This window comes from Collinsella aerofaciens (assembly GCF_015554145.1).
Lineage (GTDB): Bacteria > Actinomycetota > Coriobacteriia > Coriobacteriales > Coriobacteriaceae > Collinsella > Collinsella aerofaciens_AA.
In genome coordinates, this window is sequence record NZ_JADNHZ010000017.1 from 22,688 (window position 1) to 44,455 (window position 21,768).

21 protein-coding genes are annotated in these 21,768 nt (G+C 57.0%); 6 read left to right on the forward strand and 15 right to left on the reverse strand.

What is annotated here, in order from left to right; genetic code table 11:
• The 6 genes from I2E13_RS07600 to I2E13_RS07625 form a co-directional block, all read right to left on the reverse strand.
• Positions 1-2,137 (reverse strand): N-acetylmuramoyl-L-alanine amidase (locus I2E13_RS07600; protein WP_195404708.1); only part of this gene is annotated, 2,137 nt, incomplete at its 3' end.
• A gap of 208 nt (positions 2,138-2,345) precedes the next feature.
• Positions 2,346-3,449 carry an acyltransferase family protein gene (locus I2E13_RS07605; protein WP_195404709.1) on the reverse strand — a complete coding sequence of 368 codons (1,104 nt, stop codon included), beginning with the start codon at positions 3,447-3,449 and terminating at the stop codon, positions 2,346-2,348.
• 140 nt (positions 3,450-3,589) lie between these two features.
• Positions 3,590-3,760, reverse strand: a complete 171-nt coding sequence (locus I2E13_RS07610) for a hypothetical protein (protein ID WP_195404710.1) — start codon at positions 3,758-3,760, stop codon at positions 3,590-3,592.
• 23 nt (positions 3,761-3,783) lie between these two features.
• Positions 3,784-3,933: a transposase gene (locus I2E13_RS07615; protein WP_195404711.1), complete on the reverse strand. Its 150-nt coding sequence runs from the start codon at positions 3,931-3,933 to the stop codon at positions 3,784-3,786.
• A gap of 165 nt (positions 3,934-4,098) precedes the next feature.
• Positions 4,099-4,605 carry a hypothetical protein gene (locus I2E13_RS07620; RefSeq protein WP_195404712.1) on the reverse strand — a complete coding sequence of 169 codons (507 nt, stop codon included), beginning with the start codon at positions 4,603-4,605 and terminating at the stop codon, positions 4,099-4,101.
• 3 nt (positions 4,606-4,608) lie between these two features.
• Positions 4,609-5,526, reverse strand: coding sequence for a hypothetical protein (locus tag I2E13_RS07625; protein WP_195404713.1), 918 nt, complete (start codon positions 5,524-5,526; stop codon positions 4,609-4,611).
• 334 nt (positions 5,527-5,860) lie between these two features.
• Between I2E13_RS07625 and I2E13_RS07630 the strand changes: the two genes are divergently transcribed.
• A complete protein-coding gene (locus tag I2E13_RS07630; RefSeq protein WP_195404714.1) occupies positions 5,861-6,106 on the forward strand; it encodes a hypothetical protein in 246 nt (81 codons plus the stop codon).
• Between the two features lie 332 nt (positions 6,107-6,438).
• Here the strand turns inward: I2E13_RS07630 and I2E13_RS11295 are convergent, their stop codons facing one another.
• Positions 6,439-6,693, reverse strand: a complete 255-nt coding sequence (locus tag I2E13_RS11295; RefSeq protein ID WP_411161261.1) for a S8 family serine peptidase — start codon at positions 6,691-6,693, stop codon at positions 6,439-6,441.
• 9 nt (positions 6,694-6,702) lie between these two features.
• Between I2E13_RS11295 and I2E13_RS11300 the strand changes: the two genes are divergently transcribed.
• On the forward strand, positions 6,703-6,885 hold the full coding sequence (locus I2E13_RS11300; protein ID WP_411161262.1) for a hypothetical protein: 183 nt from the start codon (positions 6,703-6,705) through the stop codon (positions 6,883-6,885).
• Here the strand turns inward: I2E13_RS11300 and I2E13_RS07640 are convergent.
• Together I2E13_RS07640 and I2E13_RS07645 are read right to left on the reverse strand one after the other, a co-directional pair.
• Positions 6,882-7,412, reverse strand: a complete 531-nt coding sequence (locus I2E13_RS07640) for a hypothetical protein (protein WP_195404715.1) — start codon at positions 7,410-7,412, stop codon at positions 6,882-6,884. The genes I2E13_RS11300 and I2E13_RS07640 overlap by 4 nt on opposite strands.
• Positions 7,405-8,586, reverse strand: a complete 1,182-nt coding sequence (locus I2E13_RS07645; RefSeq protein WP_195404716.1) for an AAA family ATPase — start codon at positions 8,584-8,586, stop codon at positions 7,405-7,407. The genes I2E13_RS07640 and I2E13_RS07645 overlap by 8 nt, the downstream gene beginning before the upstream one ends.
• 738 nt (positions 8,587-9,324) lie before the next feature.
• On the opposite strand from I2E13_RS07645, the gene rhuM reads away from it, so the two are divergent.
• On the forward strand, positions 9,325-10,197 hold the full coding sequence (rhuM, locus tag I2E13_RS07650) for a virulence protein RhuM/Fic/DOC family protein (RefSeq protein WP_195404717.1): 873 nt from the start codon (positions 9,325-9,327) through the stop codon (positions 10,195-10,197).
• 220 nt (positions 10,198-10,417) lie between these two features.
• On the opposite strand, the gene I2E13_RS07655 is transcribed toward rhuM, so the two are convergent.
• From I2E13_RS07655 to I2E13_RS07675, 5 genes are all read right to left on the reverse strand, one after another.
• Positions 10,418-12,904 carry a glycosyltransferase family 2 protein gene (locus I2E13_RS07655; protein WP_195404718.1) on the reverse strand — a complete coding sequence of 829 codons (2,487 nt, stop codon included), beginning with the start codon at positions 12,902-12,904 and terminating at the stop codon, positions 10,418-10,420.
• Positions 12,905-13,972 (reverse strand): glycosyltransferase family 2 protein, encoded by a 1,068-nt coding sequence (locus I2E13_RS07660; protein ID WP_195404719.1) that lies wholly within the window; start codon positions 13,970-13,972, stop codon positions 12,905-12,907.
• Positions 13,973-13,984: 12 nt separating this feature from the next.
• Positions 13,985-15,103, reverse strand: a complete 1,119-nt coding sequence (locus I2E13_RS07665; protein ID WP_195404720.1) for a glycosyltransferase family 2 protein — start codon at positions 15,101-15,103, stop codon at positions 13,985-13,987.
• Between the two features lie 74 nt (positions 15,104-15,177).
• Positions 15,178-16,218 carry a glycosyltransferase family 2 protein gene (locus tag I2E13_RS07670; protein ID WP_195404721.1) on the reverse strand — a complete coding sequence of 347 codons (1,041 nt, stop codon included), beginning with the start codon at positions 16,216-16,218 and terminating at the stop codon, positions 15,178-15,180.
• 6 nt (positions 16,219-16,224) lie between these two features.
• Positions 16,225-17,328 carry a glycosyltransferase family 2 protein gene (locus I2E13_RS07675; protein ID WP_117640953.1) on the reverse strand — a complete coding sequence of 368 codons (1,104 nt, stop codon included), beginning with the start codon at positions 17,326-17,328 and terminating at the stop codon, positions 16,225-16,227.
• A gap of 112 nt (positions 17,329-17,440) precedes the next feature.
• Between I2E13_RS07675 and I2E13_RS07680 the strand changes: the two genes are divergently transcribed.
• The 3 genes from I2E13_RS07680 to I2E13_RS07690 all read left to right on the forward strand — a co-directional run bounded on the left by I2E13_RS07680 (position 17,441) and on the right by I2E13_RS07690 (position 19,761).
• Positions 17,441-17,710, forward strand: coding sequence for an acyltransferase family protein (locus tag I2E13_RS07680; RefSeq protein WP_195404722.1), 270 nt, complete (start codon positions 17,441-17,443; stop codon positions 17,708-17,710).
• A gap of 9 nt (positions 17,711-17,719) precedes the next feature.
• Positions 17,720-18,571, forward strand: a complete 852-nt coding sequence (locus I2E13_RS07685) for an acyltransferase family protein (protein WP_195404723.1) — start codon at positions 17,720-17,722, stop codon at positions 18,569-18,571.
• 170 nt (positions 18,572-18,741) lie between these two features.
• Entirely contained in the window at positions 18,742-19,761 is a 1,020-nt protein-coding gene (locus tag I2E13_RS07690; RefSeq protein WP_195404724.1) for a glycosyltransferase, read from the forward strand.
• Positions 19,762-19,785: 24 nt separating this feature from the next.
• Here the strand turns inward: I2E13_RS07690 and I2E13_RS07695 are convergent, their stop codons facing one another.
• Positions 19,786-21,582, reverse strand: coding sequence for an AAA family ATPase (locus I2E13_RS07695; protein ID WP_195404725.1), 1,797 nt, complete (start codon positions 21,580-21,582; stop codon positions 19,786-19,788).
• Positions 21,583-21,768 lie beyond the last annotated feature (186 nt).

Genomic DNA, 21,768 nt, shown 5'->3' on the forward strand with positions numbered 1-21,768 from the left:
AAACGTCGAACGCCTCGGAGCCGCGGCGGCCCTCCGACATGCCGTAGTTGATGAAGTGCCGCAGGACGGCCGAGTCGTCGACCATAGTCACGCCGCCGTAGGTCGACTTGGTGAAGGCCTTCTCTACGTCGCCGTTGCGGGAGAGGTAGTACTCGGGGTCGTAGACGGGAGCGTAGTCCACGCCGCCCGCCCTGGTTACGAGGCCCTTGAGCTTCGAGCAGCCGGTAGCGTGGCGCCCCTCCTTCTTGCCGCACATAAGGTAGTGCGAGTAGTAGCTGGCGAGGTCGGTGCCAAAGGCGGCGCGGAGATCGGGGTACTCATTGTAGTAGCTCTGCACGTCGAACGCCTCGGAGCCGCGGCGGCCCTCCGACATGCCGTAGTTGATGAAGTGCCGCAGGACGGCCGAGTCGTCGACCATAGTCACGCCGCCGTAGGTCGACTTGGTGAAGGCCTTCTCTACGTCGCCGTTGCGGGAGAGGTAGTACTCGGGGTCGTAGACGGGAGCGTAGTCCACGCCGCCCGCCCTGGTTACGAGGCCCTTGAGCTTCGAGCAGCCGGTAGCGTGGCGCCCCTCCTTCTTGCCGCACATAAGGTAGTGCGAGTAGTAGCTGGCGAGGTCGGTGCCAAAGGCGGCGCGGAGATCGGGGTACTCATTGTAGTAGCTCTGCACGTCGAACGCCTCGGAGCCGCGGCGGCCCTCCGACATGCCGTAGTTGATGAAGTGATCCAGGGCCTTATCTTTGCTTCCGTTTGCCCATTCGTTAACATCTGGATACTTATTGAGATAGTAGTCGGCATCGAAAACAGACGAATAATCAAGCCAAGAAGATTTGGGGAACTGCGCGATGATGGCATCCGCATCAGCTTCTCCAAGACGTTTACACCCGGCATCACTAAAGTACTTGTTCGCATCGCCCCAATTGGAGATAAATCCGTGTTCAATCAAAATACCGGGGATTCCAGCTTCACGAGCACAACGAATAACAGCAAATTCATCGCCCACCTGCATCTGAAAGACACCACGGTTTGTAAGTCCGAGAGCTACAAGATTGTTCTGAACCTTCTGGGCCAGTTCGTATGAAACCTGGGTATAGTCAGCCCCGTTCACGGTAGGCGAATATACCTCGGCACCATGAGCTGCGGACGAACCTGAATTGATATGGAAACTGATATAGGCCTGGGCGCCCTGATTGACGCAACGCTGAACGCGGTAAAGGAAGTCGTTGCTTCCGTAACTGCCCGACTGCTCACGAGCGAGAATCACCTTAAATCCGTAATTCTCAAGCTTGGTCTTACACGCGCTAACAATCTTCCAAGTTAGGTCGGCTTCACTCTTCCCATTGCCCTGAGCGCCAGGATCGGATCCACCGTGACCGGCATCAAGTGCAATCACACGAACGTTTTTACGAGCTGAACGGGAATCGACGCTATAAGCCGCAATGCCGCCATCATTTTCAGAACCGGAAAGCGCCTCTTCAATAGAGAAAGCCTCGACAGGATTGCCGTTCTCATCGGCATAGTAGACCGACATATCATCGGAATTGTCAACGTAATCAGATGAAGAAGACGAATTGACTACGTCAAAGCTGTAATCCTCAGACGAGAGGTCCACTGAATAGATTGCGTTCGAATCCTTCACCTGATACGTAATACCGGTTAAAAAATACCGCGCTACCAACAAATCTTGTCCGAATGTAAAGCCCGCAGCATTCCCAGAGAAAGCCGAAGCTTCAACGGAGTGCTCTTCGCCAGAATTGCTGACAAATGATAGGGACGCAGAGGTTAAAACATCAGAGTCAGATGCAGTTGCGAACGCCGCCTCTTGCATAGCACCCAAAGAAAGAGAGGGCTGCGCAATGTACAAGTATTGGAAAGAGGCATCGATAGAAGAGGAATCGGAAGATTGAGCCGACTGAGCGGCCGATTCGACTTCCGAATTACAAGAGTCGGCTTCGGCGGTCTTCTCAGTATCCTCGGAAACGAAATCCGAAAATGAAGAGGAGCTAGAGGTCTCGGCTTCATTGTTAGAGAGCGAGGAAAACTCAAGTGCATAGGCCGACGAAACGGGAGCAAGAAATGAAGAGGAAACCAGAACAGCGGTAACCAAATTAGCAACAGCGCAACGAACCTTATTCATATATGCACTCCCAACAAATTAACGTAAATCTAAAAAGTAAACTATAACCAAAACAAAATAGAGCTCGAAAAATTCTAACTGAATTACTTGACCTACTGTTAACCCAATTTCACCCTTGCCCCATTATCGGAACCAAGCTGAGGAAGGCAGCGTAGGAGAATCGCGATTTCGAATTAACACACCGCTTAGGACTTGTCCCAACAATGGCCTACCTTAGCAATGAAACCCCTATAATCTTGTCCCACAAAACATCAAACACCCTACCCGGATGCTTGAAAAACGCCCGATACAGAACCTGTCGAATCGCCTCGACGCAGGACGCGGCAACATATACGCCGGTCACCACAAGCATTACGGACAGCAGCCCCCACGCTGGGTGGCAGTGGGAGAACACAAGCAAGTTCTTCCACAGCAGCTCCTGCATGTACGCGCTGTCCGTGGCAAGGTACACGCCAAACGACAACGTGGCCAAGTAATTGACAACAGGCCAATGCGCAGGTTGAGCGTTAAAGACAAACAAGCACACCGGAAGTGCGATCGCAAGAGACAAGAGGCTTGCAGGATTAGTCACCACCGATCCGTACACGCCGGAAGCGAAAGCGCTCAAAAGGAGCACGTCCTTTTGAGCCACAAAGTAGCAAACGTACACAGCAACGTACGAAAGAGCGGGCAGCACCAAAACCCTCGCACCCGCCCCACCGCGATAATGCCACTTAAACCAGCACGTCACGCACGCGATCACGACCGTCTGACCCGTCAGGGAGGAAACAAAGCCGCCAATTGTCGAATACGGCACAACGGGCAAGACCCCATAAGTAATGACCAGCAGTATACAGAGCTCGCCCAGCCGCCGTCTCGTCAAGGCACGCAGCCCGTCAAACAGATAGGGCGCCACAAGAATCAGCAGAATATACACCGTAGGAAACCACCACAGCGAGGCGAGCGGAGCAAAGACGGCAGTCATCAGCTCTTCAGCTTGCAGACCATCCCCCGCCTTAAACACGCCGAAGTACAGGACGAGTGGCACACTGTAAAAAAGCATTTGCCCCAGCAGGGTCCAAGCCCTTCGTAGCTGACCCTTAAGTGTCAGTTGCGCGTCGGCCAGGTACCACACCGTAATGATAAAAAACACGGCAACGGCAATACGCCCCGAAGGGTACAACACGCCATGCAGCACCATGCGTGCAACGGTCCCGGGGAAAACGGAAATAGGCTCAGCATTATGAATCACGAAATGATGAGCCACTATGAACCACATCGAGATGATGCGCAGAAGCTCAACCTTTGAATTGCGCCCTTTTGATCGTCCCAAACTCTCCCCCATCAGCCGCGTAACTTTTAAGAGTCGCTAACGTGTCCTACATACTAACAATTTAGCCAATTACACCTGGAGGGCAAGTTGCGTCACGAAAAGTGGTGTAAGCCCCTCCAGGGCCGTCGTCGGCTGATATCCTACGCGACCTTACCGGGCTTGTCCATGAAGGCCGCCTCCGCGAGCGTCAGGACGCGCTCGACGGCCCCTTCCCCCGCCGCCGCCAACCCGGGCGACTCGTAGCCCTTCCGCAGGCCACGGGCATCCATGAAGTTCCGCGCGTGCGGCCACGCGCCGTTCTGGTCGATCACACGGCCCGGACGAGCCTGACCGGCTACTCGGCGGACGGGAAGACCGACACCGCCTTGGTGCGCCGCTCAATCTCGGCGCCGGCGCGCTCCTGGACGTTGTCGGTGCGTATCCATTTGCGGCGCTCGCGGGGGAAGCCCAGGTACGTGAGCTCGAAGGGGCGCCGCCTTCTCAAGCAGATTGGCCGCGTCTCGGTCCTCGGCAGCCAGCAGTTCGACGGCGCGGGTGTACCCGGCGCGCACCAGTTCGAGGTCGATCTCGGCGAAGTGAATCTCAACCGCGCCATCCTGCTCACCCTCCAAGCCGGTCACAAACCGGTGCCCAAATGCGGTTTAGTGCGTTATTCCTTGTGTTCAACGACGCGTTCGTAAATGCGAATAAACCTCGTCGCAAAGACTGCCACAACAATGAAGAAGTGCAAGATGATGGCAAAGCATACAAAGCTGTATGCCCTATGTACCCACCAGGGAAAACTGAACGGGTATTTAAAGTCTGGGAGCAAAAACGCAATCGTTCCGACTATGCCAACGAAAATCAGCCATATGCAAAGGTAGAACAACTCGTCCGCAGAGCGTTCATCATTTTCGACGGTTGTCTTGTCCCGCCTCATGATGGACGTTCTTGCCTCGAACAGAAGAGCGGCGACCGTGCACATCAGGGCCGCGATAATGGAGATGAACGAAATCGCGTTGGAACCCTCGTCTACTTCCACACCAATAAGAGCCAAGATAAATGCCACGATCAAAGGAGCGCCAAGCTGAACAAATGCCCGTCCAAAGTCAACTCGTTGCTTACCGTCTGACCTTCTGTAACAGATCGTTTCGAGATACCGCCCAAACATATTCATAGGCTACTCACCGATGCGCTTGAGTATCTCGTCAGCGTGGAAAAAGCAGCGCTGTATGAACTCATCGTCGCTGATCTCGGGGTCTCCATTCTCGCTGAGCGTGCGCAGGAAGTGGGGCAGCACCTCTTTATCGAAGTCGATCTTCTTGGTTCGGTCATCGTTTCCAACAACGGTGGCCAACAGCTTGCTCTCGCCCTCGCCATCAAGTTCGGGGATGCCAAACACGGTATCGAGGATATTGGCCTCATCCTTGGCTTCACGAAGCTGTAAGCACTTCTGAATTGGAAAGCTGCGCCTTGTATCTGGCTTGAATTCCAGATTGAAAGAACCTACTGTCGTGCCGAGGGCGTCATACGCCTTCTTCGGGAGGCGATGTGCGCGAACCTCAATGCTCTTGACGGCTTTGATATGCTCAAGCCAATCGGTTCCCTCGCATACACATTCACTTTTGAGCTTGATGGAGGGGCACTGCTTTGCGAGCCAGCGGCTAAAGAGGTCGAGCAGTCTTTTACCGGCTGTTCCACGCAGACAGTGCTCGGAAAAGAGAAGTGCGTTTCGTCCTCGCTCTGGCACGTAGAGAAGGACTCGGGTATGTCCCGTCGCGGCATCCTCCTCGTTGATGTGTTGGGCTGGTCGCGAGCTATCTGGCCTATAGAGGTCGCCTTCTTCTCCGCGCTTGCCGGAGTTCGTATCGATGAATAGCGAGTATTTGTCTGGTCGAGAGACCTTCTTCACGACCACGCAGTCGTCGGATCCGGGCTCCATCAGCGGTATGGCGTTGGGCTCCTTCCTCCAGGCATCAAAGAGGTCAAGAAGGTTCTTGCCATCTAGGTCTGCTGGCGAGAATTGTTCGGGGTTCCCCGAGCGGTCGTATTTCTTCTGGAATGTGAGCCTCCTCACAGAGAGGGAGCGCTTTGGCATGCCTAGTCCTCCAAATCCTGCACGCACCGTACATCACCGAAACCCATACTTCGACTACTCCCCGCCATGCAGCTCGCGATACACCTCGTACACGAAGATGGGGGGTGCAGTGGAAATCCTGGACCGTGTTCCTACGCTACAAAACCTAGGTTTCTTCGGTACTGTATCGGGCTCATGTAGCCCAGATCGCTCTTGCGGCGCCCGTCGCGGTACCAGACCAGCTAGGCGTCCAGCATCTCCATGAACTCCCCCATGCTAACATCGTTCCAGCCCCTTCCGTAGAAGAACTCAGCCTTCAGCCTGCCGAAGAAGCCCTCCGTCCTTGAATTGTCAGGTGAGCACCCCTCCTCGACATCGAGTGTTCGATGCCGTGCTCGTCGCATATGCCAATGGCTGCGTGATCCCCGAAACTTTCGTGCCCAAAAACTTGACACAGGTCACGTCGCCTGTAGGAGAGGCGCGAGGCGATGTCCGCGGCGGGCAAGAGGCCCTGCGTGGCGAACTGCGCGACGGCGTGGGAGATGGCCTGCTGGGTGTGGGCGATAGCGAGGATGGCCTCGTGACCTCACTCCGCAGATAGGAGTCTGACCCCGGGGCGCGCCGCGCTCGAGGCCGTTGTGAGGCCACTCCAGTGCTTTTTATGGGCGACGGGCAGCCGCCAGGCCCGATCACAGACTGCGAAGTCGCCGGAGGCCCCCAGCCGTAGCAACGAGATGCGGTTCCGACCCGCGGATATTAGAGTGCCGAACGTGCGTCGAGCAGACACGCCCTCAACGGCGCCGCCACCGGGTGAAGATAGACGGGCCCTGCCGTCCGCGGTAGCTCCGCGGGGCAGGGCCATTTTGCCGTTTGACAATGTTCAATTTATATTAAAAAGGGAGGAGCCGACTGATCGGCCCCTCCCACGGCATTTCACCGTTTCTCTTTGTTCATTTTAGCACAAGGGAGGAACGTCACCGCTTGCGCGTGTCGTCGTTGAACACCGATGGGCTGGACCTTAGCGTTTCTGCTGGTACCGGCCACGCCCAAGCCGTTGTTGGCGATGGCTGCCACGATGCCGCACACGTGTGCGCCATGTCCCATGGGGTCGCCGCTGTTGACGGCGTTCGTCTTGAGGGCTTTGTTGTTGTAGGTGCCCCACGCGGAGTCGGTGAGCAAGCTGGCCACCAGTTCCTCGTGGGTGAGGCGGGCACCGGTATCCAGAACAGCGACGATGACGGTGCCCTCGGTCTTGGCGGTCTGCCACGCGTACGCAATGTTCGCCTGCGTGAGGGCGTACTGGTCGGCCAGAAGCGGGTTATTGGTTGCGGGGGCGGCCTCGGTGGCAAGGAGGCCGGCCGTGCCATCACCCTACGCTAACCAGCAAGCATGTCGGCAATGCAGTACTCATTCCCCTTTACAACCCGAAGGCGCTTATAGTCCTTAGCCGCCCTCTCAAGCGATGCGACATCCCAGTAGGCCTCCAGAAACTCGCGTTCTTTTAGATGAGCAAACCCTAGATTCTGAATGCAATAATCGCTCGGCTTCTTCTTGCTTCGCCGCCATTTCTCCCATTCGCCTTCCCGGGCAATAACGAGCGCCTCAATCTCTGGCCGCGTGTAAATATCGATAACGGTAAAACGTCCGGCATACAATCTTCCGAGCTTAAAGTTCTCCTTCTTAGAGTCATGCACCCTCACGATGCACACATCTCTATCGTATTCGTAATTCAGGTACTCTTCCTGTATCGATTTCGCGCTGCGCTTTCGCGTGATCGCCACGATATCGTCCCCGCCGAAGAGAAGCCTCCTCGCGTCAAGCAACAGCCTGATGGCCACCTCTTCCGCCGTTCCCTCACACGACACGATAAGAAGACGACCCTTGATTTCGTCGGCAAAGCTACTCATGCAGGACCGCCTCCGCCACAAGCTCCTTGAGCCTCTTCACATCGAAGTACCGCGGGGCCGTTCCTCGAACAAAGTTCGAGTTGAACACTTCGCTTTTCTTGTTTTCGATCCTCTTAACACGGTCAGAGTACTTGACCGCCTCAGCCAGCCCCGAGGTGGCACGAGCAAGAAAATACACGTTGTCCTTACGTCTCACGTGATCAAGCAACTGAGAATAATGGGTCGTGAACACCATGACGGCGCCCCGGGGGTTCGTCGAGTCGGAGGCGAACAAATCGAGAACGACGTTTACCAGCTGGCTATTGAGGTGGTTCTCAACCTCGTCAACAAGGAAATATCCACCTCTCTCCAAAACAACAAGGGCGCGCTGAATAAGAGCAAGGCCCTTCAGGGTTCCCGATGACAGCACCTCTTTAAGGCCATCGAGACTTAGATACATGGGATCTTGATTCCCTTCGAAATGCAGGACAAATGACCGACCACCATCCTTCACTTCCAGGTGCTCGATCTTCGGATCGAAAACGCGAAGAACGCGGTCGGTCTTTTCTCCACCGTTTTCAAAATCAGGAAGCTCGCCGTCACGGAGAACGAGGACGTCACCCCGCCTGCCGCACTCTTGTGCAAGAACCGGCGCGCAAATCGACCTATCGTCAGAAAGAAGAAGGTACCAGGACTCAGGTAAACGATCGCGCGATGCCAGCAGCGAAACCCGACTCTCTATCTCGTCCCAATCACGCATTGCCCCCTTAGCAAGCTTTGACAACGGCATGGACCCGATCAGCTCTTCTCCGATGCGCAGGGCATTCCCCCGCACTTCCGTTTTCTGAGGCACCAGCTCCGTCTTCAAATAAAAGAACTTGTCCTCATGAACAAACGCACAGCGCAGTGTCGAAGTGCCATGGAAAAGTGACGGCATGCTCGAGGGAAGGCCCCCTCCGTTGACAGATTCCCCTTTCATTGCGCGGCAAGTCAGTTCAATAAGGTTTAGCAGAGTAGACTTTCCGGTTGCGTTAATACCAGCAATAGCAAGAAGTTTGTTCGTATATAAGGGCTTTCTTACGGCGTGCGCAGACTGATCGTCCGCAGGGACCCTATCCTCACAGTAGAAATCGAGGGACAGTGTTCCGCCTTCGAACAGATTCAGGTGGTCTAAGGAAAGCTTAAGTAGCTGCATTGCCCGCTCCGTTACATGTTTAGACAGATTATCTGTTTATCATTGTAACACACAGACGGTTTAGCTGCATGGGGTTGCACTCTGTTTGCGAACTTCACCACTTAGTATGCATGTCGACCGCGTGCTGCACGATGTGGCATTCTCGACAAAGGCAACCACTTCATAAAGGAGCGGAGCTGTGACCCGGAATCATCGGCACGACAAAATGGATGTAGAAACGCGGCTGTGACTTTTATTTCCAGAGTGTTGGCTCCGCGCGGCGAAACGGCCATCTCGTCAGCCGCGGCTGCCGTCATATTACGGGCCTAGAGCCCGCCACTTGCTCAGGATGACCGGGAAGGACAAGGGCAGTAGGAGAAGGATGATCCTGTCCATATGACCACCCCCTGACTCGTCGAACCGCGGCCTGGATTGCCGCGGGCTTCGGAAAGTAAGGCAGAGGACGACGCGCTCCGCATCCAACTAAATGTAATACAAAAATACGTACGCATGTTCGTGTTTTATGTTACACTATATTTACCAGAACAAGACAGGGTAAAAGTCGCTTCGGAGGCCCCCAATGGTACGAAGCGCCGGCGCCGCGGATCCCCGCTGCCCCGACCCTGGCTTAGCCGGCGCACGCGACGCCGACTGACCGGCGGGATGCCGGTTGAAGCTACGTAATACCGGCATGTTGAAACCACTCGGCCTCCGGCGTGCTGGTCATGGCATGTCGACTAAACCGAAGGGGCATACATCATGGACAATTCCACCGCAAGCCAGCAGCTCGCCTTGTACGAGGACCCCGACCGCACCGTCCACTTGGACGTGCGCGTCGACGGCGACACGGTCTGGCTGACCCAACAGCAGATGGCGGCATTGTTTGGACGCGACGTCACAACGATTCGCAAGCATCTAAAATCAGCATCCAAAGAAGAGCTTTGCGACATTCCAACTAGTGCATTTTTTGCACTAGTTCAAAACGAGGGCACGAGGACGGTCAAACGACAGGTCGAGCACTACAACCTCGACATGGTCATCTCGGTTGGCTACCGCGTGAAGTCTCAGCAGGGCGTATACTTCCGCCGGTGGGCAAATGGCGTACTAAAGCAGCACCTCCTGCAGGGCTACTCCATCAACCAAAAAAGGCTCGAGGCGCTTGGAACGGTCTTCAAAGTCCTCGAGCGATCAAGCACGCCGGAGCTCTCCGGCGCGGCCGAGGTGCTGCAGAGGTACCTTCCGAGCCTTACCCTGCTCGATGAATACGATACGGGGAGGCTTCAGGCGCCCCAGGGCAACGAGTCCAACTGGATGCTCGGTTATACCGAAGCCCTCGAAGTCGTCCGCAGCCTACCGTTCTATTCGTCATCCACCCTGTTCGGACGAGAGCGGGACAACCAGTTTGCCGGAATCATCAGCACCCTCTATCAGGGCTTTGGCGACCAAGACTTATATCCCTCCGTTCAAGCAAAGGCCGCCAACCTTCTCTACCTCGTAGTGAAGGACCATCCATTCTTGGATGGCAACAAGCGCTCTGCGGCGGCGCTCTTCATTCACTTCCTCGATAAAAACGGAGTTCTCCGAGACGGAGAGAGAGACTCCGCGTGGAGGGCAACGCGCTGGCGGCGATGACGCTCATGGTCGCCCTCTCCGACCCAAGCGAAAAGGACTCAATGGTTGCGCTGGTGGAGAATTTCATCGCGTAGCGCCTTCGCCCGAACACCAGAATCGACGTTCTTCCATACAGCAGATGCAAGTTGGCGCGCTGCCAAATGGAGTAACCGACCAGTTGCACCAAATAGGCATAGCCCTTAGTGGCCTTAGCGGCTCTCGACAGCAGTTAAACCATTGTCTAAAGCGAGAAATACTCACTCACGGCAGATAGGTTCGGCCCCAGCCACGGATCACCCGTCAAGAAGAACTCCGGCCAGCGCTGCATGAACAGTGCCTGTTCGCGTTTCCAACGTCGCAGCTTTTCCTCGTTGGCCTCTTCCCTGCCGCGCGAGGTGAACTCGTAGTGGTACAGCTCGGCATAGGGCGTAAAGATGGTGCGGTAGCCAGCTTCCCGCACGCGCAGGCAAAAGTCAGCGTCGTTAAAACCGACGGCAAATTCCTCGTTGTAGCCGCCGACCTGCTCAAATACGTCGCGTCGCACCATCTGACAGGCACCTGTTACGGCGCTAAAGTTACCCGGACGTACGGCGCGGGCAAGATAGCCCTCGCGCTTTGCCGAGAAATCCTGGTTGGCATGGGCAAGTGCGCCACGCACACCAACCAATATGCCAGCGTGTTGCACCAGATGGTCGGCAAAGTAGAGTTTGGCGCCCACCACGCCCGCATCGGGACGCTGCAGATAGCCCATCATCTCTTCGATAAAGTCGGGGCTTATGACCTCAGTATCATTGTTCAGCAACAGAAGGTAATCACCCTTGGCATGCTCAACGCCAAAGTTGATAATCTTGGAGTAGTTGAACTCTCCCGGCCAGTACACAACGCGCGCAGCGCCCTTATCGTCAGACGCTGCAGCCACGCGCTCCGGCAGGGCCTCGTAATACGCAAACGTCTCCGGATCTTCGCTGTTGTTCTCCACTAGGACAATCTCGTAGTTAACATACGTTGCCTTCTCGGCAATCGACATCACGCAGGCGTCAAGCGTCTCAACGTGGTCCTTGGTAGGAATCACAATGCTCACGAGCGGCGCAGGTTCCGGCAGTGCATAACGCATGCGGTAGACGAACGGCGTCTCGGTCTCCTCGACCTCGCCGCGAACGCCCAGGGCGTCAAAGTGGCGCTGCAGCGCAAGGCGACCGGCCTCGATGGCATACGGCTTGCTATCGGCAGAGCCATCTGCGGTCGAACCCGGGTGCACGCGCCAGTGATACAGCACGTGCGCAACATGCTCAAACCGCGCGCCCGCCGCAAGGCAGCGAAGCGTAAGGTCGTAATCCTGGGCGCCCGCGACGTCTTCTGGCGACATGCCAATGTGATCGATGAGCGCCTTCTCCACCATCAGGAAATGCGTAACGCAGTTATGGCTATAGAGCAGGTCGACGTTGAGCCGCGTCTTAAAGACCGGCTGGCCCCACTCCCCCGTTTTCTGGAACATGTCCTCGTCGCAGAACAGGACCTGGGGACGCTCGCCCTCGGCAGCCTTGTTCAGCGCGGCAACATAGTGGAATAACGCGTCCGGTTCCAGAATGTCGTCATGGTCCAAGAACGCGATGTAGTCGCCCGTCGCTTGTTCAATACCAGCGTTGGTGTTGACCACAATGCCGCCGTTGCCGGACAACTCGATGCGGCGAACGCGCTCGTCATTGGCGTCGGCCGCAAGATTAGACACCGCGTCCCATTCGGGCGAGGCATCCATCAGCAGCAATTCCCAGTTGTCATAGCTCTGGGCTAGCACCGAGTCCAGCAGCTCGCGCAGGTAGAGCCGATCGGTTTTGTAGCACGGCACCACAATGCTCACGAGCGGCCTATAGGCAAAGGCCACCGAAGCGACACGCTGGCACGCCAAATCGCCCGACTTTGCGCGATGCTGCTCAAACCAACGTCGATAAGCTGCGTCGTCTGCACGCGCGTCCTTCATGCGGTTCCAGCTGTCGTCGACCATGCCGTTGTACAGGCGACCATCCATGGCGCAAAACCCGCTCTGGATCTGCTCTGTGGGATCGCTCGCAATCGCGTCAAAATCCCGTATATCCTGAGGCATCTCAACGCTCAGATACGTTTTATTGACGCGGCATCCGTTCTGCTGCGGCACATCGACCTGCGATTCGAACACATGCACGGTAACATCGATGGCGTTCATACGCGTATCGAAGATCTGGAGCTCAGGTGCGCACTGGGGGTCTCCCGCCCAGGTAACCTCATAGCGCCACACCGCGCCGGCGTCTGCCGGCAAATAGCGAATGGCATCGATCTCGTAGAGGCCGCAGTGTTCGCCACGCTGCGCATCGCGGATAAGAGCGCACAGTGCAGGCTTTGCTTTGTAGTTAATCTTGGATTCCAGCTTGGCCACGCGGCTATCGAGGCAAATGGAGCCCAGCCTTTGGCCACCGGATGCAAATGTGACGTCAATCGTAGAGCCGTCCAAAAAGGGAAGCACCAAGACAACGAGCTCGCGCTCATAATCGGCAACGGAAGGACAAAACGCAAGCACGCGGCCATGATCAACCGGGAGCACCAGCGACGGCACACAAGAACCGCCCGTCGCCGCATGAGCAAACGCTTGAGAACCCTCCCGCTCAATAAGCGCGGCGACATCCTGACCGGCAAAACGAAGCAACACAAACAGTCGGCCCTGACTGCGGCAAAGTGCCAAACGCTTGATACTCATCTACACTTCTCGCTTTCCCAGGGCGTTCGCTGCCATGCGCTTGCAGGCACCAAGGCGCCCAAACCTCAAGACGTCGTAATCGAACATGAGCTTTTTGCACTCACGTGCATTGGGGGCCTTGCTGGTAAGCGCCGCACGCACCATAGCAGCAACAGAAGGAGCGCATTGTGCGAGCGCGGCATCGCTACCCACGGCAGAACCGGCAAGCGCCGTGGCAACGGCAGCAAACACCTTGCCGCAGTCCGAACCCAGCAACCTGAGCGCATCGTACAGCACCAGATCGCACAGGAAGTACGACAGGTCATCGGCATGCTGAGCATCGAGACCGTCGCGCTGCCAGTCAGCCAGCACCGCGGAGTAAATCTTCACGTGCTCCAGCAGGCGCGTCTCGTCGTCGTAGCGCATGGTGTCCATGAGCGAGCCCTTGCGCGCCACACGGTAGTCGTACAGCTTGTTCGAGATAAGTGCGGTCTTGCGCGAGCGACCGTACACGGCAAAATCGAAGACCTGGTCCTCGCCATACTTGACGGTTTCGTCGAACACGATCCCGTTGCCCAGCAAAAACTCACGTTTGCAGGCGGTGCGCCATGCAAAGGGGCGAGATGATTCCTTAAACAGCAGGTCAGAGTTATAACCTTCAAACGACACATCGCGCGGACTCAGCACATAGTTAAGCCACGGATACCCCGCCTCCAGCGGATACGGATTCGCGCCAAAGGTCAAAACGTCGCAGTCCTGGCGCTCAAAGGCATCGACGATCACGCGGCATGCATCGGGCGTAAACCGGTCATCGGAATCCAAGAACGCAACGATAGACGCCGTGGACGCGGCGATGCCTGCATTACGCGCACTCGACAAACCACCGTTGGGCTTATCGACCAGCGTAAAGCGCGTATCCTTTTTGCAATATGCAACCGCAATGTCGCGCGACCCATCCGGCGAGCCATCGTTGACCAGCACGCCTTCCCAATCGGGCATATCCTGCGCAAGCAGGGAGTCCAGGCACCATGCCAGGCACTCCTCCACGTTATAGATGGGAACGACGACGGAAATCTTGGGGGTAGCCATAGTCACTCGCTCCTACTGTGCGGCCGGCACATCATCGGGATGCGGGTTGTCACCGTAGGTGCGCTGATACGTCAGTACGCGCCAGACCAGCGGCAGGCCGCCAATCTTAAAGTAATGCATAAACGTATTGAGCTTGCCCGGCTTCTTAAAGTCAAAGCGCGAATCGATATAGGCACGGGGCGACTTGACCATCAGTCGCAAGTCGGTCTCGCCGCGCGGGTCGAAGAGCGACAGGTCAAAGCGACCGGCATCCCAATCGGCCTTGAGCTCGGGAGATGCCTTCTTCCAAAACTGCTCACGCAGTTCGTCGACCAGACGCTCATCATTCCAACGGTACGAATCGACCTTCATGCGCATTAAAATGCCCTGGAGCTGAGCCTTGAGCTCGGGACGCTCGTCCAAAAAAAGTTGCATCTCGGCATATTCGTCGCACACGCAAAACACCTTATTAGGCGAATTAACGGAGCTCTTCTCGTTATCCTGGCGATAGCACAAAACGGGGTCCGCAATAAACGCGGCACGCTCGGCACAAGCCCAAACCTTAAAGTTAAAGCCTGCGTCCTGATACGAGGCACCCGGCGTGGGAAGGAACCGAATCTGATTGTCGTTGAGGAACTCGCGCCGATAGATAGCCGACCAAATGGAAGGTTTGCGGTAGAAGATGCCCGGGCGATCGACGGGGCGATACGCGGCGCCCGTCATATGCTCGTCGATAATCCCAAACAGCTCACGGCGCTCGCTGGGCGTGGACCAATACAGATAGAAATCACCTTTAACCACATCGGCGTGCTCGGCATCTGCCTTGGCAACCAGTTTTTGGAGCGAGTCCTCAAACATAAAGTCGTCGGACTCAAGGATGCCCACGTACTCACCGCGCGCCATCTCCAGGCCACGGTTCATCGAGTCGCCGTAGCCGCTGTTGGCCTTGTCGATCATCTTTACACGGGGGTCGTGCTCCATGTACTCGCGGATGATATCCGGCGAGCTATCGGTGGAGCCGTCGTTGATGCAGATGATCTCGATGTCATTGAGCGTCTGCGCCACGGCGGAATCGAGGCACACGCGCAGATAGCGCTCGACATTGCAAATGGGGACAAGCAGCGAAACTTTAGGGGTATCAGAGTTCTGCAAGAGAACCTCCCGTTGAATAGCGTGTAACAGGGTTATTTTAGCAGCCGAGTTGCGGCGGGCGGCAGCGCTTGGAATTATAGAAAGCGCTCCAGGCAGGCTTTGAGACCGCGAGTCGAAAGATAGAACAGCGTGGCGTCTGCCATCGAAACGCCCGAGGTCGCCGCAACGAGCTTGTGGGCAACACGGCGAACGGCACCCTTAGCAGGCATATCCGCCCACTCCGTTCCCAAAAACGTCGTGAGGTCCATGTTGACGCGAGCCGCCACGCGATGGAAGTCATCGGCATCCAAGCGCGCCAGATCGAACACAATTAGGTCCAAAAACCAAGTTATCAGCTCGCCGGGACACAGGTCCAAAAGACCATAGGCCGCCCAGTCTTCCAAGACCTCCTCGAGCATCTTCATGTGGGCGTCAAGCTTTTTGGCGCGCGCCTCGGCACTGTTGAACTCGTGCGTCGCCGATTCGCTCTCCATCACGTAGTGGTAGAACTTGTCAGGCGTGACGACGGTCCTGCGGGCAAGCGCATAAGCCGCAAATTGGAAGACGACGTCCTCGCCCAAAGCCAAACCGGGGGCGAAGCGAATGCCTTCGCGATTGAGCAGCTCGCGCGAAAAAGCCGCACGGCAGGCATAGGGCTGCGCATTCGAATGGAACAGCAGTTGGGGATCAAGGGCGCCGAAGGTACCGGCTTTGGGGCTCATGAGTTGCTGGACGCGTTTGGGGGCAGCATCGGCAGGTTCACAGACGCCGCCAAAAACGGCGGCCTCGGCATCTGCAGACTCCATGGCATGCAGCACGCGCTCGACCGTCTGGGCATCGATGCAATCGTCGGCGTCCACAAAAAAGACGGTCTCGCCCTCGGCGGCATCGATACCGGCATTTCGAGCACACGAGACGCCCGCGTTTTCCTGGTCAATCACCAGCACGCGATCGTCGGCCTGCGCGATCTGGCGCAACACGTTCAACGAATCATCAGTCGAACCGTCGTTGACGCAGACAACCTGAATCGAGCGCTCGGACTGGGCCAACAACGAATCGAGGCATCGCTGAATGGAGCGCACGGAGTTGTAAACGGGGACGACAATGGTAGCTTTAGGACACGAGGCCTCTCCCATGCCGACCTACCCCCTCAGCGATTCGATGAGGAAGGCGGCGACCACGCCAGGGCCTCCAACCGAGGCGTAATACTTAGCGCGCCCCAAGGCACCATCCGTCGCAAAACTCGGATGCTCGTCAACCCAGCCCTCAGGATCTTTGAGGATGGCAGCGAGATTCGCGCGCTTCCACGGCTTGAGGTCGTCAAGCGAAAACTCCCCCGCGTCCAAGGCCGCCTGAAATTCCTTAGCCATCTGAACCAGGAACTCCTTATAGAACTTAGGCGCCAGGCGCACGTAGTTCCACATGTACGAATCGTACTTAATGAGCTGATTGAACTTGAGCATACGCTCGACGTCATCGCTTGTGTGATTGCGAGCATAATCCTCTCGAATCCAACGCTCAATCTCGGCATACTCGGTATTGACGCAAAAGACCTTAGCCGAAGAATTGACCGAGGAATTCTCGTTGTCCTGGCGATACGACAACACGGCATCATGCAGATAAACAGCTTTATCGGCACACGCGATCACCTTAAAGGCAAATGACGTGTCCTGAAAGGATGCCCCCGGAGTCGGCAGGAACTTGATACCGTTGTGCTCAAGAAAATCGCGACGGTACACGGCCGACCAAATCGACGGCTTTTGCTTAAAGAACTGCGTCGTATCGCTCGGGTTCACCGGCTTGCCGCAATCCTGAGGTCTAAACATCTCGTGCAGCGAACGGCGCTCCTCGGGCTTAGACCAGTAGAAATCAAAGTTCGCCTTTGCAAAGTCGGCATTATTGGTATCGGCGGCCGAGACAAGCTTTTCGAGTGCGTCGGGCGCCATAAAGTCATCGGACTCCAAGATGCCAACGTACTTGCCACGCGCCATCTCCAGGCCGTGGTTCATCGAGTCGCCGTAGCCGCTGTTGGCCTTGTCGATCATCTTGACGCGCCCATCGCGCTCCATATACTCGCGGATAATCACCGGCGAGTTGTCGGTCGACCCGTCGTTAATGCAGATGATCTCAATATCCTTGAGCGTCTGTGCCAGGGCGGAATCGAGACACTCGCGCAGGTAGCGCTGAACATTGTAAATGGGAATAAGCAGCGACAGAACAGGGCTGCCAGAGACGTTAGTAGACAAATGTGCTCCTTAGGAAATACCTGTCGTTTCATGGTATCAAAGGGTCAGCGCGCCAGCGGGCGTTTATATAATCTATGGAGCTCGCAGAGGCAAACCGATACGAAAGGACGTCATGCAGCCCAAAGCCGCACGCAACATATCCATCGAGGCCTTGCGCCTGGTCGCAGTCGCCGGTATCGCGGTGTTCCACACCTTTCAGTGGACCTTCCAGGCAACCTGTGTCGGCTTGCCGGAATACGCGCCGCTTGCCGCCTTCCCCTATTCCGGCGTGCTCGGTTTTATTAACCTGCTGGGCTGCTGGGCCAACGAGGTCTTCTTTATGATCTCGGGCTATTTTCTCATCGCTTCTGCCGCGCGTGCTTGGGACGGTGGAGCAACGTGAAAGTCGCAAATGCAACGGACGACGCAGCGCCTGGGCAAGGTCGTTATGCCCACTACGTTTTATTGCCTCGTGGCGCTCGCGTGGTCCACGGTCGTCTCCCCCATTCCCGATGTTACCCTCAACACGCACTACTGGTACACGCTAGGCCTTGAGTTTATCTGGGTCTATGCCGCCACGGTCTTCATGGCGCCATGGTTTGGACTGGCTAAGAGTCGACTCTCGCAGAAGAGCTACACGACGACGGTCATCGCCGTTGGCATCCTCGCATTTGTTGTTAACGGGTATATAGCCGCCATGAGTACGACAAGCGCCGGCGAGTTTTCTTGGCTCCAGAAGCTCATGAGCGCTGCCACGTACGTAATCGCGTTTTTGATCGGCGGTCTGCTCCGCGACGTTACCGATGTCATGGATTCGGACAGGGCGGGCGCCTTGGGCATGCGGTCGCTCGCTGCGATTTTGGCGCTCGCCACCATCCTGGAAGGAGCACTCTCCTTCACCGGCAACCTCACGGCGATGGCAGTCCTCTCCTACAAGTCGACCTCGCTGATCTCGTTTGCCCTCGCTGCCGCCTCCTTGCTCTTTTCGGCAACCCGACGCAGTGCCTCAGGCAATCCGCGGACTGCGGGTGTCATCGTCACCTTATCGACCGCCACGCTCGGTTTCTATGTGATGCAGTCGCTCACCAGTAGCCTGTGGCGTCCCGTCTTCAATACGTTGCTCGCAAACATGCTGGTCAGCCAAAACAGCCCGGCAGCTATATGTATCATCACGGGTACCGTCATTAGCATCGTCTTTGCTCTGGCGCTCCTCATCATCGATGCAGCTAGAAGCCTTATCGTTCGCAAGCTCAAGCGGCAATAGACACGCTGCCGTCAGACGTCAAAGCCGCTACACCCGTGGCAGGTTCCTGCGTTTTATTCAAAGCTTGCCGTCAAGGTGCGCCGAGCCTTTACAATAGGACAGTCCCAAGGACGTATTCGATAGCTTCCGCGCAGCGCTCGCCCGCCGCGCGTGAAAGGATATATTGCCCCATGCCTTCCACCCTTCCCGCTCCCATCGATAAGCTCGCCATCGTTGTCGTTACGTACAAGCGCCAGGAACTTCTGGCCAACTTGTTCGACTCCATGACCGAGCTCACGGCAACGCCCTGGCGCATCGTGATTGTCGATAACGAGAATTCGCGCGAGACCGAGGCCATGTGCGCCGCATTTAACGAGCGCCTGGCCAACCTGTGGGGCATCGACACCGAGCAGCCCGACGCGCAGGGCGGCACCGACCGCGTCATCTACGCCCCGCAGCTCGAAAACGGCGGCGGTGCAGGTGGCTTCTCCGCCGGCACCAAATGCGCCTACGACCTGGGCGCCCAGTGGTTCTGGGTGATGGACGACGACGTGCTCGTCATCCCCGAAGGCATCGAGCGTCTTGCCAAGTGGACCGACCGCTACGATGTTATCCAGGGTTCGCGCCTGGACTTTGACGGCGGCGCCTTCTTTTGGCAATACCAACTCATCCTTTCGCTCGGCATTCCCAACCCTGTCGCCAAGTGGGACTTGGGCCCCGAGGGCTACCGCGCCATGAACCAGCTGTGCTTTGAGGGCGGCATGTTCTCGCGCCGCGTGGTCGACAAGATCGGCCTGCCCGATGCGCGCTTCTTTATCTACGGCGACGATGCCTGCTATGGCTACGTGGCCAGCCAGCACTTCCCCGCCGCCGTTGTTGCCGACGTGGTGCTCAAGCGCGCCCGCGCCGTCTCTAACTGGGACATCGCCGGCAAGCGCCAGCTCAACTCTACGAGCGACACCAACCGCTACTACATCATGCGCAACCGCGGTTATCTGGCACGCTACATGCAGATCTACGGCGACTACCACCCCGTGCTGTTCCGTCTGGGCAACGCCGCGACCTTCTGCAAGGAATTCATTCGCCTGGCCGCCGTTGACAAGTGCTTTAAGACCGGTATTCCGGCGCTGCGCCGTGGCATGAAGGACGCCCGCAAGATCGTTAAGGATCCCAACTGGAAGCCCATGCCGCCCCTGAAGGACACCGAGTAACGGAAGCCGGAAACACCCCGGCGCTTAAAGCCGCTGGCACACCGCTGCCACACGCTGCCCGTCAAACCCGAATCCCCAGCGCATGCGACCCACGCCGGGTCGCGGCACACGGATTTCGTCGATGCCGTCGCGCTCTATGTCGAGCAGCGCCTGCACGGCCAGCAATTCCAGGCCCAGCGCATCCACACCGGGGTCATACATCATGTTGATCGTTATCAGCGGACGTTCATCGAGCATACCGATCGTATCGGCTATGTCGAACACGGCGCCCGTAGGAAAAACCTGGATGTCCCAGCGATCCGCGCCACACTTTCGCCTCGAAGCAGGATTGGCATAGCCCGGCAATCCAAAGCAGAGTCCTTGCAAGAGTAGGTGATATGGCAGCGGTGTATCTGGGTCGGTCGCACCGATTCCCGCATCTCCCAAGATGCGGCTTAGCGCCCGCCTCACGGTATCCTCGTTCCCATGGCACAGCCCGTCGCGAAACGCATCGACGTCTCGATTGTCTTCTGCAGCGCACTCAAACCACTCAATAATCACTAGACGCAAGGCCTGGCGAAGCTCGTTATTGGGCAATCGCAAAGCACGGAGGCGATCGCCATGCTCTGGCTCCTCAGTCATATCCGTCGTGAGAAAACCGGACAGATATAGCGCTGTCCACATGCCATCGTCAGGCGAGACATCTGGCTCTGCAGTGCCCAAACAAAGCGGGACCTCAGCGCACCCATGGGCCTCGAGCAAATCGAACAAGTCCGAAAGACGCTCGAGATTCCACCCGGCAACTACCCTACTCAGGCAATCGGCATATCCATACAGATCGGCACGCACAGGCGCCGTGCAGCCTCGGCCCAGAAAACCGATCACACGCTCTGGACTCGAGCAATAGGCCCTACCAAACCGATATCCCTCGAGCCATTCACGCGCATCATCCAGGTATTCCTCGCGTCCAGCATGATTCAAAAGAGCCTCGACCTCGGCATCCGAAAAGCCGAACCAACGGTCACACCACGTCGAAAGCGGCGTCGACAGACAATACGAGCAACTGCGCGAAGAAAGCGCCGCTTCGACAGGACTGGGACGCTCCCCCATCAAACACGTCAGCCGCAACGAATCGCGCGCAGTGGCAATGGCGTCGAACAGCACGCGATCGAATAGCCCTGCCGGATCGGCGTCGGAAGCGTCCCTCGCGCTCGCACGGCCCAACCACGCCGCATCGTACCCATCAACGAGCAATACAACCTGTTCATCGCAGGCCATCTCCAGCAGCTCAATGAGCACACCGAGCACCGAGTCAACCTCGTCCGCGCTCGCCACGCCACGCGCGACGCGTTCGATGTGACGCACCTTATCTCGAGCTAAATCCGGAGCCTCCAAGAGCGCCAACCAGCGAGCGCACTCGCCCGAAAGGGCATCGCGCACGACGCTGGCAACAGCGGGGCCACGCCTCGCAGCGCCAGAAAAGTCCAGCGATATCACCGGATAGCAAGCATGCTCATCCCGATAGCGCCCGCCGTCCGCATCCCAAATCTGAGCATCGGCAAACAAACGCTGACCAGAGCGACCGACCGCTGGACGCTCCAGAAAAGCCCTGAGCATCGATAAGTTCATGCTCTTGCCAAAACCCTCGGGTCGACAGCACACCACAACGGACGCGTCGCAGTCCAACACATCGGCAATAAACATGGTCTTGTCAACCAGCATGCAGCAACCAAGAGCCTCCGCATAGTCGTGCACGCCAATGGGCAAAGCCGCATCGTCGGCACAGCCGATCAAACGCACGCCAAAGCCGTCAGCACAACCATTATTTGCCTGTTCAGACACCAAAACGTTCCCCCTAAATCGCAACACGATGCCAATTGTAATGACCGCCTCGCGCGTACCGATGTCGCCGCGCAAACATATCGGGCAACGGTAGCAACAAGAGGTATGAGGGGGCACAACTAATCGTTGCACAACAAAACGGGGCCCGACGCATTCGCACCGGACCCCGTCCCGAACCTTTAGTTA